Source organism: Pacificibacter sp. AS14 (assembly GCF_038899935.1).
In the GTDB taxonomy this organism is placed as follows: domain Bacteria; phylum Pseudomonadota; class Alphaproteobacteria; order Rhodobacterales; family Rhodobacteraceae; genus Celeribacter.
In genome coordinates this window covers 231406-250638 of record NZ_JBBMQI010000002.1, presented here as the reverse complement: position 1 = coordinate 250638, position 19233 = coordinate 231406, and the positions used below count along the sequence as shown (strand labels likewise).

Sequence of the window (19233 nt, the reverse complement as noted above, 5' to 3'; positions counted from 1 at the left end):
CATGTCTATCAGCGACGCAGATTTCGTTATCGCTTGGAAAAACGTTCTTGAGCAATGCCAACTAAAACCCGGAGAGCAGGTTGCCATTCTGACCTCGGATGACAGCAACATGCAGATCGTCAATTGCGCGCGCACGGCCATTGGGCTTTTGGGTGGCGTTTTGACGATGATCAACTTGCCTGCAATCAATGGAGACAAGGCGCTTTCGCGTGATAAATCTGGCTACGTGGGCAAAACGCCTTTGGCTTTTAATACCGCAGCGCTTGCTGGGTTGAAGGCCACGGACCTTATCATCGATACGATGCAGCTTTTGTTTTCCCATGAGCAAGAAGAGATCCTGAAAACGGGTACACGCATGTTGTTGGCTGTCGAGCCGCCAGAAACGATGCTGCGGATGATCCCTTCACCTGAGGCCAAGAACATAGTCGTTGGGGCTAATAAATACATGGAGCCGGCAAAGATGATGACGGTCACATCTAAGGCGGGCACAGATTTTCGCTGCGCGCTGGGGCAATATCCTGTGTTGATGCAATATGGTCTTGCGGACCAACCTGGTCGCTGGGATCACTGGCCAAGCTGCATGATCGCGCGGTGGCCTGATGAGGGCAGTGCCGAGGGCGTGATCGTGATTGACGAAGGTGATATTCTTTTGCCATTCAAACGCTATGCCACCGATAAGATTATTTTGACGGTTGAAAAGGGCTTTGTGACCAAAATCGAAGGCGGTTGGACGGCAGAATACATGAAAACCTTTATGGACAGTTTTGATGACCCAGATGCTTTTGCGATGGCGCATGTCGGTTGGGGGCTTGAGCGTCGTGCCAATTGGACAACGCTCGGACTTTATGATCGTGAAGCGGCGTTGAGCATGGACAGTCGCTGTTTTGCTGGAAACTTCTTGTTTTCAACGGGGCCCAACACCGAAGCTGGTGGATCGCGCGACACGCCGTGCCATCTCGATATTCCTTTGAGGAGCTGTTCTGTATCACTGGATGGTGTGCCTATGACCAAAGACGGTGTTGTTGTTCACGACTAACGCTTGTAATTTTTACCATCATCAATGCGATGATCTTCGAATAGAAAGGCGACCTGTACGGGTCGCCTTTTTTGATACAAGCACCGTTTAGCTGCGCATGACAGTCTCGGCCGCAGTCACGGCTGAGCCGATATCGAATGGCTTGTCTAGCAACTGCCCCAAAGCGCCGCCCAGAGCCGTTAGCGCCAAAATGGTGTAAAGTGGATATGCGGTCGGCCCCATATGGCCGACACGCACCAGCTTGTTAAATGTCTCGGCGCGGCCAGACGAAATGACCACCCCGTAGGCTTCCTTCATCAGTGATCGCAAGTCCGTTTCATCGACGCCATCAGGTAATTTGATCGATGTGCACGTCGGGGACGCGATATTTTCACTGACGGCCCAAAGGTCTAACCCCATAGCTTTTATACCTGCACGCATGGCTTTGGCTGTTTTTGCGTGACGCGCCCAGACATTTTCGGGACCCTCTGCAAGGTAGCGATCTATTCCAGCTTCAAGTCCGTAAATTTCTGACACGGATGGGGTGAATGGAAATGGCTCTGTTGCTTTCCACGCGTCTTTCCAGTCCAAGATGGACAGGATCGACGCGCGAGGGGCAGCGCGATTGGCGGCCATTTTATCCCACGCGCGGTCTGACACGGTGAGGATAGACAGGGCAGGGGGACAGCCAAGGCATTTATTCGGCCCCGTGACCAAAAGATCAATGCAACAGGCGTCAATATCGACCTCGACACCAGCCCAAGCAGACACTGAATCAACAACAAACAAAGCACCGTGTTTACGCACAACTTGCCCGATGTCTTGGATCGGATTGATCGTGCCTGACGGGGTGTCGTGATGGCAAACCGCAACCAATGTAATCTCAGGATGTGCAGACAGAAACGCATCCACAGCTTCAGGGTCGATGACGTCGTTATAGGCCACACGAATTTCATGGAAGTCTTTCGCACGCGGTTTTAGCCATTCGCCATATCCTGCACCGTAAACACCCGACGCTAGGTTTAAGACCGCGTCTTCTGGAGCGACTAAAGAATGCGCCGCCGCTTCCAGCCCCAAAACGGGTTCGCCTTGTAGTACAATCGGCATATCATTGCTGCTCAACGCTTTGGCAAGCTTTCGAGTGACATTTTCATAATACGCCATGAAGGCTGGATCATAGTCGTAAAGCACTGGTTTGCCTAAGGCCGATAAAACCTCAGGGTAGCAATTGACCGGACCTGTCGTCAGAGTGAAAAGTGCGGGCGCTTGTGCGGCGGAAAGTTTTTGCGTCATGAATATAATCCTGTTGATGAGGCTTATTCTTGGTGCATTAAATGGAATGCAAATGGCCTGTGGCGTCAAATAAACACCAGAGTACAACCTCTTTCAACCAAAGCTTAACCAAGTTTATTTTTTGGTTGTGAAAGAATAAGAATTCACCCAATATTGGGCTAGTTATCGCTTTTGCCTTGTCGATGAGGGTATATTTATAGGCAATTTTTGCAGAGGGGCGGAGAGTTTAGCATATGGGTGACAAGGCATTTGAGCGCGATACGCGTCATCGCGATGAAAAAGGGGCCGATATGAGCACAGACAAAACCGAAGGATTGGTTGATCACCTTCGTGAGATGCTACAAAGCTCTTCTGAGCTTGCCCCCGAACGCATCCTTGCTGAACAATTTAACGTGTCTCGGCACACGTTGCGCAAAGCCTTAAAAACGCTGCGGGGGGCTGGTGATTTGCCTGCGGCCAAAAGTGGACGTCGTGCCAACACTGACGCCAGTCCTGCCAGTGCGCGCCTTGTGCAATCGACCAATCCGCTTGAGGTCATGGAAATGCGTTTGATGATCGAGCCTGCTTTGGCACGCCTTGCGGCGATGCGCGCTTCGCCTGACGAAATTTCACGCATCTTTCAAACAGCGCAATCGCCTGACAATTTGAGTCCTGCACAAGCTGACCAAGATTTTCACCGTGCGGTTGCGGCAGGGTCGCGTAATAGCCTTGCCTCTGAATTGCACATTTTGTTGCACCGTGTGCAAAACGACGCTCGACTGCGATTTACGGATAGCGACACGGATAGTCGCACCACTGAAGAACGCGTCAAGGCGCGCGATGCAGAACATCATATGATTGCGGAAGCCATCGCACAACGCGATCCGATTAAAGCCGAAAAAGCGATGTATGATCACCTTGAATTGACGCAGCGCAAATTGATGGGGCTTGGATTGAGGTCCGGTGATGTCATTTAAAAGCGACATTTTAATCCTCGGTGCCGGCTCTGCTGGATGTATTCTAGCAGCGCGTTTGAGCGAAGACCCAAACACAAGTGTCACATTGATCGAAGCAGGTCAAAAAGCCACTGATCCTGATATTGCAAAGCCCGATATGTGGCCATTCATTCAGGGCCGCGATTTCGATTGGGATTTCGTCACGACACCCCAAGCTGGCACGGCATCCCGCAGTCACCATTGGGCGCGCGGCAAGGCACTGGGTGGCTCCAGCAATCTACATGCTATGTTTCATGTTCGAGGTCACCAAGACGACTTTGCGCGTTGGGCTGAACTGACACAGGATGCGCGTTGGACTTACGCGTCTCTATTGCCCCATTTCAAGGCAACGGAATGTTGGAGTACTGGCGGCGATGAGCTGCACGGCGATGCGGGACCAATGCCAATTTTGTTGCCTGACACTCAAACCCACCCATTGGTGCGGGCTTTTATTGAAGGCTGGGCCGAATTGGGACTGCCAAAACTGCGCGACCATTGTGGTGATGAACTAATCGGCGCGGCGGCCAATGCTTTGATGATCCGAGACGGCATTCGGGTGAGCGTGGCTGATGCTTGGTTGACGCCACAGGTGCGAGCGCGCCCTAATTTGACAATCGTGCAAAACAGCCCTGTGCGGCGGTTGATCGTTGAAGGCACAGGTGTGCGTGCCGCTGAAATCCAGCAAGATGGCGCGGTAGAACTTTGGTCAGCAGACCGCGTTATTTTGTCTATGGGGGCCATTGGCAGTCCGCTGGCTTTGATGCGTTCGGGAATTGGTGATCCGGATGTTTTGCGTGCTGCGGGCGTTGACTGCATTCTTGAGCGCAAAGACCTAGGCCGCAACCTACACGACCATCTTTTGGGGGCGGGTAATATCTACCGCGCGGCTCAACCCATTTCTCCATCAAAATTGCAAATTTCGGAATCTCTGAGCTATCAAGCCGAAGATCCAAACCAAACCACAGGCCGACCCGATATCGTTGTGGGCTGTGTTGTTGCCCCAAGTGCTGCAGAAGCGTTGGATGCTCCTGAAGTTGGGGAAGGGTTCACATTGCTGTTTGGTGTGACCCATCCAACCAGCCGTGGAGAACTGTATATAACGGGGCCGGAGTTGTCCGATCCGCCGGTGATCAATCCTAATTATCTGCAGACCGAACGCGACAGGCATCTCTTTCGCGTGGCTTTAAAGCGTGCGCGCAGTGTTGGTCAAAGTCAGGCGCTTGCGCCGTGGGTCGCTGAAGAAATGCACCCAAGTCTAGATGAGTTATGCAGCGATGCAGCTTTGGATGCTTTCATCGCCAAAGCTGTCATCACGCATCATCATCCCGTTGCGACATGTCGTATGGGGGGGGACGAGAATGCAATCGTTGACGCTGGACTGGCCATGCGAGGCCTCGATAACCTATGGATTGTTGACGCCTCTGTCATTCCCGAAATTACGGCAGGGCCAATCCACGCATCAGTGATGGCTATAGCTGAAAGCTTTGTGGTGAACTGGAATAAGCGTGGCGAACTGGAATAAGCGCGTTAATTTTAAGTGAGTTAGAGAACACGTAAACAATTATTTTATAATAAAAACAATAAACTAAGTTATAGATATGATTTCTGCTGCTTAGGCGGCTTGCTCTGGGATATAGGATTGGATTCGTTTATTATAAGTATAGGGCATTTGTGATTGGACTCGAAGATTGGGCCTCGGGGTAAGGAACCTGAAAAGGTCTTGCCTCAACTGTTTCTGCGCAACAACTAGAATGCGAGTATCTGAGCGACGTGTTTGCAATGATCCCGACTTGGCGCGTGAGGGCAAAGAGCACCTTGTTCCCCATGGTTTTCATCTCTTTGCCTCTAAACGGTTGGGTGAAGGTGGAAAAGGTTAGCTTTTCGGCGTTAACCAAACCGGCAGTCCCGCTGCGGCGATGCCATTTACGGCGACGTCGGCACAGTTTTTTAGGCTGCCAAACCGCACATCGCGGCCAGTTAGGCCCTTTGCATAATGAGAATATTTTCCAGAGTTTGTCATCAATACTTTGGCAGCCGTGGGGAAAACGGGTTCAGTGATCGAGCACCAGCAAATATCAGGGAAAATGTGAACGCCTGCGGCCTCGAGCTGCGTGACGAGACCTTCTTTGGTTGCCAAAGCAAGCGTGTTGCGTCCGACGGTCAGAATGGTTTTTGTTGCAGGTGAACACTTACGTCCTTCAAGCAATTCGGAAAAGTTCCGGCACTCCGTGAGTGACGCGTGAGGGCTGCCAATTGCGATCAAATCTACCTGATCATTCGCAGCATTAAAGGTGCCCCAAAGGTCGATCAAATCTGCAACTGCGATGTCGCAATATATGGCGTCATCACGCAGGGGCAGGGTGCCCTCAGGGGTGTGGCCGCGCACATGTAACATCGGGGCCGCTGATGTCGTGCCAAAGGCCGCACAAAGCGCTTTGAGGTCATCTGTTGTGGGCGTGGCATGTTCCAATCCGGTCAGTACGGGAATGCCATTTGGGGATTTCGAGCCCGCCAGCCATCCAAGCATTGGCCAAATGGCATCATCATAAGTGTCAGGCAATTGGACACGGATCTCACACTGCGGCCTGCGGTTTTCTGTCAGATAGACGCCAGTGTTGGGCGCGCGCCCTGTCATGGCGATGAACAGATCTAGATAGTCAGGGTGTTTTTGCGTGCGTGCGCCAAGCACTGAGTTTGCATAGATAACGGCGTTGGATTCAGACCAACCAATGGCTTCGTCTTCGGCGGGGACGTCGTCGAGTAAATAGGGCGCGCAGGTGAATGTGGCTTGCGCCCCCATATTGACATAAGCGTCGGCCAATCGGCTGGCTTTGGAACCAAAGATCGGAACCACACCTTGCTTGGTCCAGTTCTCACGATCTACAGAAATCGCGTTTATTGTCGTGGGAATAACTGTTTTTGCGCCCATTTCTTGCATTTTTTCAGCGAAATCTAGGTTAGCGTCATGGGCCAAAATACATCCGTCAATATGTGCGCGAGACACATCAATCAGGCTGGTTGCGCCTTGTGCTGCAGCCATCAAACACAGGACGTCCATGGCAATTTTTTGCGCTTTTCCGCCGTCGCCGGCTTTCATACGCATGTCCGCGTCAGTTAATTGTAAATCCTGTGCGCCGGGAGTTTTCAGCGCGATTGTGCGGTCCTCAAACAAAAGCGCGTCACCGCGCACTTCGGCGTCATCCGCCTGAGCGAGGGCATCATAAATCGCCGCATCAAGGCGCAGGACTGCAATGGGGCGATCGAACAAGAGGCCCGCGATCAACGCGCCAAGTGTCAGGATATCTTCTTCTTCACGAAAGACGAGCGCTGCGGGCGCTTGACCGTTGCGTGCCAGCTGCAACATGACACCGCTGCCGCTGCATGAGCCTCTGGATGTTGGCATTAAGACGATCTTACCAGCAAGTGAAGCGCCGTGGTCGGGGTGGAGCGCGTCAATGATTTGGCCTGTATCAGGATCCACGCCACCCCAAAAGCTCAGCCCTTCTGTGCAGGTTAAAACTTGGCCGTCGGCATCACTCTTCACGAAAATGACTGCGGTGTGTTCAGTGTTCGTCATCATGTCTGGTCTTTCGGGCTGAATGAAGAGGTCAATATTTAGGCAACAGGGCGTTGCCGCCATATAGGCTTGCTTACAAGTGTCGGCTTTATTTCATTTGGTAAGGCACTTTTGAGCGCCTTGGGAAGTTCTGGTTGATTTCTAAGCTCTGCAACATGTATCCTGTATCCAATTAAGAAAAAAAGCAAGAAACAGAATCACTTCAACAGGGAAATGACATGAAAAAAACTATCCTTACGGCCCTTTCTGCGGCGGCCCTTTTAACCTCAGCCATGGTCACAACAGCATCAGCGGATACGCTTGACGATGTGGTTGATCGCGGTGTTCTACGGTGTGGCGTCGTTCTAGACTTTCCGCCAATCGGTTACCGTGACGCCAACAATGAACCCGCTGGCTTTGACGTAGACTACTGCGCCGATTTGGCAGCAGCTCTTGAAGTTGAACATGAAATTCTACCGCTGACATGGTCAGAACGTTTGCCTGTGATCGTCACTGGCCGTGCTGATGTCGTGTTCGGCGGCACCTCTGACAGCTTGGCGCGTGCGCGCACGGTTGGCTTTTCAATCCCTTACGCAATCTACTATGCACAAGGTGTTGTTGGCGCAGATACCGGCATCACCAGCATTGAAGATATTCGTGGCAAACGCGTTGCGGCTGCCGTGGGCACTGTGCCTGAGCAAGAGTGGCTCAAGATCGCTGCTGAATGGGGTGAAGAAGACAACTACCAAGGCTACCAGTCTGAAAACGAAGTGTTTTTAGCTGTTGCACAGGGTAAAGCCGATATCGGCATCACCACCAACACAACCGTTTTGCCAATCACACAGCAATACGACAGCATCGTTGCTGGCCCACGTATGCCATGGACAACGGATTACACCTCTGTTGTTGGCAAACGCGAAGACGTGACATGGTTGAACTACCTCAACTTGTTTGTCACACATCAAGTGCGCTCCGGTCGTTACCAAGAACTTTGGGGCAAATACGTTGGCGGTGAAGCGCCTGAATTGCGTATCCCTGGCGTAATGTACTAAATTAACCTCCCAGCCCACGACTGACGTGGGCTGGGCGTTTTTACCGAATGGGTTACATGCATGTTCGACTACAATTTCCATTGGCGACCTGTCATGAAAAGCCTGCCGGACTTGCTTGCCGCTGGTTTGACAACGCTCCAAATCGCTGTGCTGTCGATGGCCATTGGCATCATCATCGGATTGGCCTTGGCATTGATACGTATGAATATGCGCGGCCCCGTCAAATGGTTCGCATCAACTTGGGTCGAATTGGCCCGCAACACGCCCGCATTGTTCCAGCTGTTTTTCTTTGGCTTTGGCCTCGGCGCTATTGGGGTGCATTTGTCGCCACATACCATCGTTCTTGCCGCACTCAGTTTTAACTGTGCAGGCTATCTGGCCGAGAATTTTCGCGGAGGGTTTCAGGCCATTCCAGACACGCAAATTCGCGCGGCGCGGTCTTTGGGCATGACGGCTTGGCAAGCCTATACGCGCATCATCATCCCGCAAGTGTTTCGGATCGTCTATCATCCGCTGACCAACCAAATGGTTTGGGCGGTGTTGATGTCGTCGCTTGGAATGCTGGTCGGCTTTCGTGAACTTTCTGGCGAAACACAAGCGCTTGCAAGCCGCACCTACCGTATTTTTGAATATTTTGCGGTCACCGCGGTCATTTACTATGTCATCGTGAAACTTATTTTGGGGGCGTCGCGTTTGCTGGCGACCCGTTTGTTTAGGTACTAGGGAAAGACACATGGAACCGACGATAAGTTTCTTTTCTGGCCTGCAAATCAGCGACATTTGGTACCTGATGGAAGCCGCGTGGCGCACCGTTTTGATCTCAGCCTTGTCCATTTCAATTGGGACTGTACTGGGGGTCATCTTTGGGTGGATTCTATATGAAGGCCGTTGGGCGGCGGCGCTCACACTCGGTCCTTTGCTGGATGTGTTTCGCTCTGTACCGCTGATCATCCAACTTGTGCTGTTCTATAACTTTGCCCCCATCATCGGGCTGAACCTTGATCCCTTTTTCTCTGGCGTTGTCATCTTGGCCATTTATTGCGCGTCCCTTGTTGCGAACGTCGCCCGTGGGGGGATGGAGGCGGTGAGCCGCTCCATGCGTCGGGCCGCGCGCTCTTTGGGCATGAGCTACTGGCAAGACTTGCGCTACGTTGTGTTGCCAATTGGTGGTCGCGCTGTTTTCCCGTCATGGGTGGGCGTGGCGTTGGGTGTGATGAAAGATAGCGCTTTGGTCTCTGTGCTTGGCTACATAGAGCTGCTCAAAGCGAGCCAAATTTTGATCACACGCACGCAAGAACCTTTGCTGGTCCTGACAATCGCTGGCGCATTCTACTTTGCGCTATCTTATCCAATTTCGCGCTACGCCGCGAGTATCGAGAAACGGTGGACCTCATGATTGAAATTAGCGGATTAGAGAAATACTTTGGAACGCTGCACGTTCTCAAAGGCATCGATCTGACTGTGCCTAAGGGCGAAGTCTTGTCCATCGTTGGCGCCTCAGGTTCAGGCAAATCCACCTTGTTGTATTGTATCAATGCTTTGGAAGAAATTCAGGCGGGATCTGTAAAAGTTGACGGAACGGACGTCCATGCCAAAGGCACGGATATCAATGCAATGCGCCAAAAGCTTGGGATGGTGTTTCAGCAGTGGAATAGCTTTCCACACCTGACTGCGCTTGAAAATGTGGCTTTGTCCCCCAGAATTGTGAAGGGAAAAACCAAAGCTGAAGCACGCGATATTGCCGCTAAACGGCTGGGACATGTCGGCTTGGGCGACAAACTGAATGTTTATCCAAGCGCCTTGTCCGGCGGGCAGCAGCAGCGCCTTGCCATCGCACGCGCCTTGGCAATGGAGCCTGAATATATGCTGTTTGACGAGGCGACTTCTGCGCTGGACCCCGAGCTTGTCGGTGAGGTTCTAGACACCATGCGGTTGCTGGCTGACGAGGGTATGACCATGATTTGCGTGACGCATGAAATGAGCTTTGCGCGGGATGTTTCCGATCGGGTTGCCTTTTTCCATCAAGGTGTCATCGAAGAAATCGATACGCCTGACAATATTTTTGGTGCGCCAAAATCTGAACATCTGCAAAAATTCTTAGCCAACGTTCGATAGGCTTGGGGTATGCAAAGCACAAAAGTAATCCATGTTGTGTCGTGCCACGCCGAAGGTGAAGTTGGCGATGTGATCGTCGGTGGCGTGCTGCCACCGCCGGGAGAAACCCTTTGGGATCAGCGCAATTGGATCGCGCAAGATAATACGTTGCGCAATTTTGTCTTAAATGAACCTCGCGGCGGTGTCTTTCGTCATGTGAACCTGCTCGTCCCGCCAAAGCATCCAGATGCACAGGCCGCGTGGATTATCATGGAACCTGAAGACACGCCTCCCATGTCTGGGTCAAATTCGATCTGCGTTGCCACCGTCTTGCTTGATACCGGCATCATAGCAATGGAAGAGCCGGTGACGGAAATGACACTTGAGGCACCGGGTGGTCTTGTTCATGTGCGCGCCCATTGCGCGAATGGCAAAGCTGAACGCATCGAAGTTGAAAACCTACCTTCTTTTGCAGGTCTGTTAGGCGTGCCGCTCGAGGTCGAAGGCTTCGGCACAATTCTTGTAGATACGGCGTTTGGGGGCGATAGTTTTATAGTCGTTGACCCAGACACTTTGGGTCTGACGCTGGACGCGGATCATGCGCAAACTCTGGCGCAGCTTGGCGTCAAAATCACCAATGCTGCGAATGAACAATTGGTCTTTCATCACCCAACGCAACCTGACTGGCAGCATCATTCCTTTTGTCTGTTCGCGGGCGCTTTGACGCGTGATGCCTCGGGTCTGCGTGCGCAGTCCGTCGTGTCAATTCAACCCGGAAAACTGGACCGCAGTCCAACAGGCACGGCTGTGTCTGCTCGTATGGCATTGTTGCATGCCAAAGGCGACATGCAGGTTGGGGATCGATTGACAGGTGTGTCCATCATCGGATCAGAGTTTCACGGTGAAATTCTGGGCACAACCCGCGTTGGTGATGTGCCAGCCATTCGTCCGCAAATCAGTGGGCGCGGCTGGGTGACGGGCACGCATCAACATATGCTAGACCCAAGCGACCCGTGGCCCCAAGGGTACCGCATTGCGGACACGTGGCCGCGTTACAAATAGGTCTGCATGAAACTGCCTTAAGGGTATAATTTGGCTTAAGACGTTTCATCCGCGCGTTTGGTGGTCATCAATTTCAATAGATTGTCTTTGGTGTCTGAGATGTGGCGGGTCAATAAGGCGCAGGCTTCATCCACTTTTCCTGCGCGCGCAAGGGCAAGCAGTTCCCGATGCTCTTCTCGCGCGGGCCCCAATTGTTTCATGACACTCAGGTGCATGCGCACATAGCGATCCGATTGCAGGTTAATGCGCTGCAAAACATCATTGGTCAGACCGCGGCCTGCAGGGGCGTAAAGGGCTGCATGATATTTGAAATTCATCGCCCCCCATTTGCTGACATCGTCTGCATCATATGAAGCTTCCATCGCTTCTAGGACTTCTTCACAGCGCTCAATTTGATCCGCTGTCATTGCATGGATTGCGCGCCGGAACAGGTCCACTTCAATGAGAATACGCAGGTCAAAAATTTCGCCTATTTCGTCCAAGGAATGCTTGGTCACCGTGGCGCCTTGATTGTTGGTCAACTGCACCAAGCCTTCCGCGTCGAGCCTTTTCAGGGCCTCGCGTACGGGCATGCGCGATACATCATACTCTTTTGCCAAAGCTTCTTGTCGGATGGTGAACCCTTCTGGCAGGTCGCCATTCAAAATACGTTCCCGAATATCATTGGCAATGACGTCAGGCAGGCTCTGTCGGGTTATGGCGCGTTTGCTGGACACTTTATATTTCTCTTGTTCGTTGGTACTTTGGATACAGAGTGCTGTAATGTATTATTTTTCAATACTAATTTACCAAATTTTCAATTTGGAAAATCCTGTGTTGGCATGTAAGGCTTACGTATTCATTATCCAAATATTTGCTGTCAGTGGAAAAGTCAAATCATGAACAATGTCGTCAAAATTCCTTTGAATGAAATACATCCGCTGGCTTGTGACGTGCTGGTCGGTGCTGGTTATGACGCAGCGCACGCGAATGCGATCGCCAAAATGTTGTATACTTGCCAGCTGGATGATTGTCAGTCACATGGTTTGTTTCGGCTTTTCATGTGTATCCAAACAATACAAGCGGGCAAAATTGATGGCGCAGCTGTGCCAAACATTACGCAAACTGGCAAAGCTATAATCAAGGCCGATGCGCAGGGCGGCATGTCTTTGCTGGCGATGGAAGCGGCCATTCCTCAGTTGATTGAGAAGACCCGAGAGTTTGGAATTGCTGCTGTTGCGATCAATCGTTGTTTTCATTTTTCTGCCCTGTGGCCTGAGGTCGAACGCCTTTCAGATGCGGGCTTGGCGGCCATGGCTATGGTGCCCAGTCATTCATGGGTCGCACCGGCTGGCGGAACGCGAGGTACACTTGGCACCAATCCATTGGCGTTCAGTTGGCCGCGCAAAGATAAGACGCCATTTACTTTCGATTTTGCCACCAGCGCATTTGCGCGCGGAGAAATTGAGCTGTACAAACGTGCTGGTAAGCCACTGCCGGACGGCGTCGCGGTTGATAAAGACGGCAATCCGACAAATGACCCTGACGCGGCTATGGCCGGCGCGATGTTGACGTTTGGCGGCTACAAAGGCTCAGCCTTATCCATCATGATCGAGCTGATGGCTGGGCCATTGATTGACGATATGACTAGCTTGGACAGCATGGAATTTGCCGAAGGGCAGGGCGGCGCGCCTTATCATGGCGAGATTATTCTCGCCTTTGATCCGGCGCAATTTTCGGGCGGGAAACTTGCTGAAAATGACGCACGCGCCGAGCGATTGTTCGCAGACATTATTGATCAGGGGGCACGCTTGCCATCGCAGCGACGTTTCGAAGCACGGGCCTGTAATCTTGAACGCGGCTACGTTGAAGTCTCGGCTGATTTGTACAATGATTTGCGGGCGCTCTTGCCTTAGGTTTACACAGGGCCACAAACGAGGGACCGAAACTTGGCCCCTCGTTTGTTAAAAACGTGTTGGGGCAAAAGGCGCGATGGAAACGGCAGTTGTTTTGCCGCAGATCAAGGCAGCCACCAGTTCTGCCGTGCCTGCCGATTGGGTCAGCCCTAAGTGGCCATGGCCAAAGGCATAGATCACCTTGGATGCGCGTCTTGAGGCGCCAATCACGGGCAAACTGTCGGGCATGGAGGGGCGGAACCCCATCCACTGTTTGCCATTATCGGGTTTTAGGTCGGGTAGAAACTGTGCGGCCTTTTTCAACAAGGTGTCTGCGCGTTTGAAGTTCGGTGGTAATTTGAGCCCCCCAAGCTCAACCGCGCCGCCGATACGCACCCCGCCGTTGATGCGCGATGCAACGAACCCATGCCCGCCAAAAGTCAGCTGAGTGCGCAAATCAAATGCACCCGCAGGTAGGGTCGTGTTGTATCCGCGTTCGGTTTCCAACGGTATGCGATCCCCAAGTGTGCGTGCAAGATGATGTGACCATGCGCCAGCCGCGACGACGACCTGAGGTGCATGCAAAGGCCCGTTGGGTGTCAGCACTTCAACGCCATCATCGTTTTGGGCGAGTGCTAAGACCTCAATATGTTCAACCACTCCGCCGCGTGCTTTGAAAACTTGGGCCAGATGGTTGGCCCAACTACGCGGATCAACCGTATTCATCCAGTCTGGTGTGAAGGCCGCATGGGTGAACCTTGGGTGAATGCCGGGTTGAATTTCGGCGATCTCTGCGGGGGTTTTCAAGTGTTCAAACGCTATACCAAATTCGCGCCGCAGCTCCCACGATTTAAGGCTCGCACGAAATTCCTGTGCGCCTTCATAAAGTTGCAACTGACCATCGCGCTGCATCAATGGTTCGCCGTCTACATTTCTGATTTGGCGCTCAAGCGCAGTCCGAGAAAAACCATTGAGTGTTGATTGTGCCGAAAGTGCTGCTTGATATCTGTCCCGCCAACTTGCGCGCCAAAAACGTAGCATCCACGGCGCGATTTTCACCGCATAAGCAGGGGGTACTGACAGTGGACCAAGTGGGTCAAACAGCCACTTTGGGGCTTTGAGCATAATGCCGGGCGTGGCCAGCGGAACGATATCAGCAAATGCAAAAGCCCCAGCATTGCCTGCCGAGGCTTCATTGGCAATGCCAGACCGGTCAAGAACGCGGGTTTTATAGCCTTGGTTTTGCAGCTCCAAAGCTATGCTGATACCGACAATGCCAGCGCCAATGATGGTGACGTGTTTTTGCTTCATCAGAGACCCACCAGCACGGATGGCAGCCATGTCACGACGCTTGGAAACAAGATGATCACAACAAGCACCAACATTTGCGCGCCCACGAACGGCAGCACACCGCGGTACATCTGGCCATAGGTCATACTTTTGGGCGCGATAGATCGTAGATAAAAGATCGATGGGGCCATTGGCGGCGTCAAATATGAGGTTTGGATCACAACCAAAACCATCATGGCAAACCAGATAGGGTCAATGCCTGCGGTTTTCACGATCGGTGCAAAAATCGGAATAAAGATCAAGACAATCGACACCCAATCAAGCACAAATCCGGCAAAGAAAACCACGATCAAGAAAAAGGCGATGATACCCACATTGCCGTAGCCGATGGTTTCAACAGTATCGCGTACCAAATTGCCACCGCCAGTGACTGCAAAAATACTTGTGAACATGGTGCCACCCGCGATGATCAGCATGATCATCGATGTGATGCGCAAGGTCACACCAAGTGAGTCCATGATCAGCTTGAGATTTAACTCACGGAACATTAATGTCAGCAGCACAGTGCCCGCTGCACCAACCGCCGCCGCTTCAGTCGCCGACGCAATCCCTGCCAGCAAAGACCCAAGCACCATAACGATCAACGCCAACGGGGGCAGCATTGCGGTCATCGAAATCTTGAGTTTTTCAGTGACGGGCGTAGAGCGCTGTGCCAAAGGCAAAGGCGGCGCATCGTTTGGACGCATGATGCTGCGCACCAAGATATAGCCAACAAAGAACACAACCATGAGCAATCCAGGCAAGATCGACGCCGCAAATAGTTGGCCGGTTGAGAGCTGTGCAATGGAGGCATAAACAACAACGATGACGGAAGGCGGGATAATGGTACCCAACGATCCGCCCGCACAAATTGTGCCCGCGATCAGATCATTTTTGTAACCAGCTTTCATCATCGGTGGGATGGCCATCATGCCAACGACGATTTCAACGGCACCTACCACACCGGATGCGGCTGCAAAAATTGCGCACATCGCGATGGTGGACAAAGCGAGGCCACCGGGCAACCCACCGAGCCAAAGTTGTAGCGCATAGAACAGGCGTTTGGCGATGCCTGAGCGTTCCAACACCGCGCCCATGAAAATGAAAAGTGGGATCGCTGCGAGTACAAAATTTGAAGCGGTACTCAGCAGTGGGCCATAGAGTTGCAAGATAATCAGATCACCAAAGACCGTGTAGCCAAAGGCGACCGCGATGATCATCAAGGAAAACGCGACAGGCACACCGACGAAAACCAGCACGAACAATGCCGCAAACATAAGTAGGGGTATCATGGGCTAGCTCTCCAAATCTTGTCGTTCGGTGTTGGTTTCGCCGGGGGTTTTCGCGCCAGACAAATAGTTGACTGCTTCGACGATGAATTGCAGGGAAAACGCCAAAAGACCCAGTGCAATGACGGTATAGAATGGCCAGACATGGGGCGCCCATGGGCTGACGCTTTCCAGCTCGCCGGTATTGAACGCCTTGAGCGCCTTAGTTGCAGCCACGTTTGTGAAAGCAAATCCAATCGGTGCCATCACGAGCAGATAAACCAAGCCGTTCAGGATTTGTTGTACGCGGCGTGGGAATTTTTGCGACAAGAAATCAATGCGAACATGCGCGTCTTTTTGCAAGGAATATGCAGCCCCGAGCAAGAAAATAGACCCGTTCAGCATATAAGAAATATCAAAGGCCCAAAGGGTCGGAGCCCCAAAAACGTAACGTGCGATCACTTCGTACAGCATGGCAACGATCAAGCAAAAGATGACCAAGCGGCCGAAAAAACCCAAAACGGATGAAAATTGTTCGCAGATGTTGCGTAGGATTATCATTGCGGCCTCCGTAAAAGATGGCCAGCACTGGGGCCGACCATCTTAGTTAGGTTGAGTTATTCCGCGGAATCGCGAACCAAATAGCCTGAGTTTTCAGCCCAGTTCGTTTGGTATGTAAAATAGCTGTCGAGCACGTCTTGCATCCGCGGATTGCCAGCTTCAGATTGCTCTGCGGCTTTCTTTTGAGCCCAGTTGCGACCCGCTTGGCGGATCTTTTCGGACTCTTCTGGCACCATTGTGATCAGCTCGACGTTGGTCTCGCGGAATTCAGCCATGGCTTTGATGTCGGCATCGCCAAAGCGTGTGAAACCTTCGTAAGTGGTGAGTTTGGCGGCAGCTGTGATCAACTCTTGCAGGTCAGCAGGAAGCGCGTCCCATGTTTCTTCTTTGACGAACACTTCCCACATGAAGGACGGCTGATGAACGCCGGGCATAATCATGTAAGGTGCGACTTCGTGGAAACCTTCGGTGATGTTCGCGCCGGGGGTAGACCACTCAACGGCATCCACACCTTTGCGTTGCAAGAGCGAATAGATTTCAGTGCCCGGAACCACGGTTGGAACGCCGCCGAATTCCTCTTGCAAAACAGCCGCAAAAGCACCGGATGTGCGATATTTCAAGCCTTTCAGATCTTCGACTGTTTCGATTTTAACATTCGAATGCGCCATTATTTCTGAGGTGCCGACACCAACTACAAGGCTGTGCAGTCCCATGTCTGCGCTGCGAAACGCCTGCAACATCTCTTCGCCACCACCTTCATAAACCCAGTGCAGTGTTGCTTCTGGTGACATACCGCCGGGGAAACTGGCGAAAATGGCGTTGGTCGCGTCTTGGTTTACCAAATAAGACGGCGTGGAGTGGCCAACTTCGATCACGCCGTCTTGCACGACTTCATATGCTTTGAACGCAGGGGCCAGAACACCAGCGCCGAACGATTGGATGTCAACACGGCCAGATGTGAGGGAGGAAACGTTTTTAACAAACTGTTCCATGAATGTCTGATAGACAAACGACCCTTCGCCAACACCGGCAGTCATTTTCCAATCGACTTCAGCAGCATAAGCCGCACTAAATGAGGTCGCAACGATAGCAGTTGCGGCGAGCATGTTTAATATTTTCATAATATCCTCTGAACTGTTGGTGGTTTTTGGCACGCCCCTGTTTGAGATCACCGTTGCTATGGCTCGATTAAGTCGAACTCTGGTTTTTAGACGTAGATGTGATGCCGCCTTTGAACGGATCGTTTTCATGAAACAGCAAAATGCTTTCTGCCATAACAAAGGCTTGTCCGGTGATCTTTGGAATGACACCGCCGTTCGATCCCTTTTGGTAAGAGATCCTATACGGACTGCCGATCACGCTTTTTTGGACGATGTCCTGATCAGGTTCCAGTAAGCCATCAGCTGCTAAACAGGCCAATCGTGCAGAACTGGCCGTGCCACAGGGCGATCTGTCATAGGCGTCATCTGGGCAAAGTACGAAGTTACGGCTGTGAATGCCGTCTTCGGGCGATGGTTCTTGAAACACTATATGGTCAACAGGTTGCCCTGCGTCACCGCCAACACCCTGTGCGATTGTTGCCGCGCGAATGGCAATTGCCGCATCTGTGAGCGCGCGAATGTTTTTGACCTCAATGGCGATTGGGCTAGGATCAATAATGTAGAACCAGTTGCCACCATAGGCCACATCACCGGTAATCGTGCCCAACCCGTCGACCTCGACCTGAGCACCGTTATGGGTGCGGCGGCTTTCGACATTTGTGATGGTTGCAGTGTTCATATCGGTGAGGCAGATTTCAATCACACCAACAGGGGTTTCGATTTTGTGGGTGCCAATATCAATGCGGCCAAGATGGGCCAACGTCACAGCCAAACCAATCGTGCCATGACCACACATGCCAAGCACCGCTTCAGAATCGAAATAGATGACACCTGTGACGCAGCTTTGATCAACGGGTTCGACCAAAAGTGCCCCGACCATCGCGGTCTGACCGCGTGGTTCTAAGATGACTGAATGGTAAAAAGATCTGTGTTCTAAGGCCAATAATTGCGCACGTTTGGACAGTGGCCCTGTCCCAAGGTTAGGACCACCGCCAAGTATCACACGGGTGGGTTCCCCGCCTGTGTGACTGTCGATTACATGCATTCAGCAATGACTCCGCCAAGCTGGGACCAATCCGCGAACCATGTGCGGAACAAAGTGTATTGTTGCTCGCAATAGTTGCGCTGTGCGTCTGTCAAAACATCGGTTTCATTGAAGTGCAGGCGGTATTCTTCTTCCCCGTTCAAAACGAGCAAGTGCTTGTAGTAAAGCACCAAATCTGTGCCCTCATCAAAGCTGGACAGAACGCCAATGGCCTCTTCCAATTCCAAGGCGCGCTTGCGGGCTTCGGCGTGACCAGTGGCTGCTTTTTGCGATAAAGATGCCAATAGCAGTGCTTCTTTTGGCAATGCTGTTCCGATACCCGTGATCGAGCCCGTTGCGCCGCAATTGACGAAGCCGTGGAACACTTCAGTGTCGACGCCGACCATCAATGTGACTTGATCGTCTTGTGATGTGATGTGCTCGGCGGCATAGCGCAAGTCTTCTTTGCCGCCAAATTCTTTGAAACCGACCAAGTTGGAATGCTCTGCGCGCAAGGCAAAAAACAAATCAGCACGCGTCGCAAAGCCGTAAACAGGGCTGTTGTAGATGACGGCGTCCACATCTGGCGCGGCGTTCAAGATGGATTTGAAGTGGTTCTTTTGTGCGATCGCAGAGGACCCCCGCGATAAGACGCGCGGGATAACCATCAAACCAGCCGCACCAACTTTCTGAGCATGGGCTGCAAGCGCTGTTGCGGATTTTGTGTTGATCGCGCCTGTGCCGACGACAACTGGAACGCCGGCTTTTACGAGCTTTTCGACGCCTTCCATGCGCTGTTCATTTGACAGCAGGGGCCAGTCGCCCATCGAACCACAATAGACAACGGCAGACATTCCAGCCGCAATCATTTCTTTGCCCTTGCGCACAAGTGCCTCGAAATCAGGCGTGCGGTCAGCTTTGCATGGGGTCATTAGTGCTGGCATTGTGCCTGCAAAAATATTGGACATAGTCGTTTTCCTTAATTGCGCAGAGATCCCAATGGACCCTCGGCCTATCGACACTCGCAGTTT

General features: G+C 52.2%; 18 protein-coding genes. 9 read left to right on the top strand and 9 right to left on the bottom strand.

Going from position 1 to position 19233, the window contains the following annotated elements; genetic code table 11:
* Position 1: 1 nt before the first annotated feature.
* Complete coding sequence (locus tag WNY38_RS04045; protein WP_342856044.1) at positions 2-1036, top strand: 2,5-dihydroxypyridine 5,6-dioxygenase; 1035 nt, start codon at positions 2-4, stop codon at positions 1034-1036.
* An 87-nt stretch (positions 1037-1123) separates the two neighbouring features.
* Here WNY38_RS04045 and WNY38_RS04040 read toward each other — a convergent pair whose 3' ends face one another.
* Positions 1124-2308: an alanine--glyoxylate aminotransferase family protein gene (locus tag WNY38_RS04040; RefSeq protein WP_342856043.1), complete on the bottom strand. Its 1185-nt coding sequence runs from the start codon at positions 2306-2308 to the stop codon at positions 1124-1126.
* Between the two features lie 290 nt (positions 2309-2598).
* On the opposite strand from WNY38_RS04040, the gene WNY38_RS04035 reads away from it, so the two are divergent.
* Positions 2599-3264, top strand: a complete 666-nt coding sequence (locus tag WNY38_RS04035) for an FCD domain-containing protein (protein WP_342856042.1) — start codon at positions 2599-2601, stop codon at positions 3262-3264.
* The gene (locus WNY38_RS04030; RefSeq protein ID WP_342856041.1) at positions 3254-4804 is read left to right on the top strand and encodes a GMC family oxidoreductase N-terminal domain-containing protein; all 1551 of its coding nucleotides are present in this window, start codon (positions 3254-3256) and stop codon (positions 4802-4804) included. The genes WNY38_RS04035 and WNY38_RS04030 overlap by 11 nt, the downstream gene beginning before the upstream one ends.
* A 351-nt stretch (positions 4805-5155) precedes the next feature.
* Here WNY38_RS04030 and WNY38_RS04025 read toward each other — a convergent pair whose 3' ends face one another.
* Positions 5156-6862 (bottom strand): aconitase family protein, encoded by a 1707-nt coding sequence (locus tag WNY38_RS04025; protein ID WP_342856040.1) that lies wholly within the window; start codon positions 6860-6862, stop codon positions 5156-5158.
* A gap of 215 nt (positions 6863-7077) precedes the next feature.
* On the opposite strand from WNY38_RS04025, the gene WNY38_RS04020 reads away from it, so the two are divergent.
* From WNY38_RS04020 to WNY38_RS04000, 5 genes are read left to right on the top strand one after another with little or no spacing between them, the layout of a single operon-like run.
* Positions 7078-7890, top strand: a complete 813-nt coding sequence (locus tag WNY38_RS04020; RefSeq protein WP_342856039.1) for a transporter substrate-binding domain-containing protein — start codon at positions 7078-7080, stop codon at positions 7888-7890.
* Between the two features lie 60 nt (positions 7891-7950).
* A complete protein-coding gene (locus WNY38_RS04015; RefSeq protein WP_342856038.1) occupies positions 7951-8613 on the top strand; it encodes an amino acid ABC transporter permease in 663 nt (220 codons plus the stop codon).
* Between the two features lie 10 nt (positions 8614-8623).
* The gene (locus WNY38_RS04010) at positions 8624-9286 is read left to right on the top strand and encodes an amino acid ABC transporter permease (protein ID WP_342856037.1); all 663 of its coding nucleotides are present in this window, start codon (positions 8624-8626) and stop codon (positions 9284-9286) included.
* Positions 9283-10005, top strand: a complete 723-nt coding sequence (locus WNY38_RS04005) for an amino acid ABC transporter ATP-binding protein (RefSeq protein ID WP_342856036.1) — start codon at positions 9283-9285, stop codon at positions 10003-10005. The genes WNY38_RS04010 and WNY38_RS04005 overlap by 4 nt, the downstream gene beginning before the upstream one ends.
* Positions 10006-10014: 9 nt before the next feature.
* A complete protein-coding gene (locus WNY38_RS04000) occupies positions 10015-11046 on the top strand; it encodes a proline racemase family protein (protein WP_342856035.1) in 1032 nt (343 codons plus the stop codon).
* Positions 11047-11081: 35 nt separating this feature from the next.
* Here the strand turns inward: WNY38_RS04000 and WNY38_RS03995 are convergent, their stop codons facing one another.
* A complete protein-coding gene (locus WNY38_RS03995; RefSeq protein WP_342856034.1) occupies positions 11082-11762 on the bottom strand; it encodes a GntR family transcriptional regulator in 681 nt (226 codons plus the stop codon).
* A 162-nt stretch (positions 11763-11924) separates the two neighbouring features.
* Here WNY38_RS03995 and WNY38_RS03990 point away from each other — a divergent pair, with 162 nt between their 5' ends.
* Entirely contained in the window at positions 11925-12941 is a 1017-nt protein-coding gene (locus WNY38_RS03990; protein WP_342856033.1) for an Ldh family oxidoreductase, read from the top strand.
* A gap of 48 nt (positions 12942-12989) precedes the next feature.
* Here the strand turns inward: WNY38_RS03990 and WNY38_RS03985 are convergent, their stop codons facing one another.
* From WNY38_RS03985 to WNY38_RS03960, 6 genes are all read right to left on the bottom strand, one after another.
* Entirely contained in the window at positions 12990-14231 is a 1242-nt protein-coding gene (locus WNY38_RS03985; protein WP_342856088.1) for an FAD-binding oxidoreductase, read from the bottom strand.
* The gene (locus tag WNY38_RS03980; protein ID WP_342856032.1) at positions 14231-15541 is read right to left on the bottom strand and encodes a TRAP transporter large permease subunit; all 1311 of its coding nucleotides are present in this window, start codon (positions 15539-15541) and stop codon (positions 14231-14233) included. The genes WNY38_RS03985 and WNY38_RS03980 overlap by 1 nt, the downstream gene beginning before the upstream one ends.
* 3 nt (positions 15542-15544) lie before the next feature.
* Complete coding sequence (locus tag WNY38_RS03975) at positions 15545-16078, bottom strand: TRAP transporter small permease subunit (RefSeq protein ID WP_342856031.1); 534 nt, start codon at positions 16076-16078, stop codon at positions 15545-15547.
* Between the two features lie 56 nt (positions 16079-16134).
* A complete protein-coding gene (gene dctP / locus WNY38_RS03970) occupies positions 16135-17199 on the bottom strand; it encodes a TRAP transporter substrate-binding protein DctP (RefSeq protein ID WP_342856030.1) in 1065 nt (354 codons plus the stop codon).
* Between the two features lie 67 nt (positions 17200-17266).
* Positions 17267-18223 carry a proline racemase family protein gene (locus WNY38_RS03965; protein WP_342856029.1) on the bottom strand — a complete coding sequence of 319 codons (957 nt, stop codon included), beginning with the start codon at positions 18221-18223 and terminating at the stop codon, positions 17267-17269.
* Positions 18214-19170, bottom strand: a complete 957-nt coding sequence (locus WNY38_RS03960; RefSeq protein WP_342856028.1) for a dihydrodipicolinate synthase family protein — start codon at positions 19168-19170, stop codon at positions 18214-18216. Before WNY38_RS03960 ends, WNY38_RS03965 begins: the two co-directional genes overlap by 10 nt.
* Positions 19171-19233 lie beyond the last annotated feature (63 nt).

What these genes read in the sequence shown, in the direction of transcription:
- WNY38_RS03985 (WP_342856088.1), bottom strand. Translation starts at nt 14,231, where the DNA reads ATGAAGCAAAAACACGTCACCATCATTGGCGCTGGCATTGTCGGTATC.
- WNY38_RS03965 (WP_342856029.1), bottom strand. Translation starts at nt 18,223, where the DNA reads ATGCATGTAATCGACAGTCACACAGGCGGGGAACCCACCCGTGTGATA.
- WNY38_RS04020 (WP_342856039.1), top strand. Translation starts at nt 7,078, where the DNA reads ATGAAAAAAACTATCCTTACGGCCCTTTCTGCGGCGGCCCTTTTAACC.
- WNY38_RS04045 (WP_342856044.1), top strand. Translation starts at nt 2, where the DNA reads ATGTCTATCAGCGACGCAGATTTCGTTATCGCTTGGAAAAACGTTCTT.
- WNY38_RS04025 (WP_342856040.1), bottom strand. Translation starts at nt 6,862, where the DNA reads ATGATGACGAACACTGAACACACCGCAGTCATTTTCGTGAAGAGTGAT.
- WNY38_RS03975 (WP_342856031.1), bottom strand. Translation starts at nt 16,078, where the DNA reads ATGATAATCCTACGCAACATCTGCGAACAATTTTCATCCGTTTTGGGT.
- WNY38_RS04030 (WP_342856041.1), top strand. Translation starts at nt 3,254, where the DNA reads ATGTCATTTAAAAGCGACATTTTAATCCTCGGTGCCGGCTCTGCTGGA.
- WNY38_RS04015 (WP_342856038.1), top strand. Translation starts at nt 7,951, where the DNA reads ATGTTCGACTACAATTTCCATTGGCGACCTGTCATGAAAAGCCTGCCG.
- dctP (WP_342856030.1), bottom strand. Translation starts at nt 17,199, where the DNA reads ATGAAAATATTAAACATGCTCGCCGCAACTGCTATCGTTGCGACCTCA.
- WNY38_RS03960 (WP_342856028.1), bottom strand. Translation starts at nt 19,170, where the DNA reads ATGTCCAATATTTTTGCAGGCACAATGCCAGCACTAATGACCCCATGC.
- WNY38_RS03990 (WP_342856033.1), top strand. Translation starts at nt 11,925, where the DNA reads ATGAACAATGTCGTCAAAATTCCTTTGAATGAAATACATCCGCTGGCT.
- WNY38_RS04040 (WP_342856043.1), bottom strand. Translation starts at nt 2,308, where the DNA reads ATGACGCAAAAACTTTCCGCCGCACAAGCGCCCGCACTTTTCACTCTG.
- WNY38_RS04035 (WP_342856042.1), top strand. Translation starts at nt 2,599, where the DNA reads ATGAGCACAGACAAAACCGAAGGATTGGTTGATCACCTTCGTGAGATG.
- WNY38_RS04010 (WP_342856037.1), top strand. Translation starts at nt 8,624, where the DNA reads ATGGAACCGACGATAAGTTTCTTTTCTGGCCTGCAAATCAGCGACATT.
- WNY38_RS04000 (WP_342856035.1), top strand. Translation starts at nt 10,015, where the DNA reads ATGCAAAGCACAAAAGTAATCCATGTTGTGTCGTGCCACGCCGAAGGT.
- WNY38_RS03980 (WP_342856032.1), bottom strand. Translation starts at nt 15,541, where the DNA reads ATGATACCCCTACTTATGTTTGCGGCATTGTTCGTGCTGGTTTTCGTC.
- WNY38_RS04005 (WP_342856036.1), top strand. Translation starts at nt 9,283, where the DNA reads ATGATTGAAATTAGCGGATTAGAGAAATACTTTGGAACGCTGCACGTT.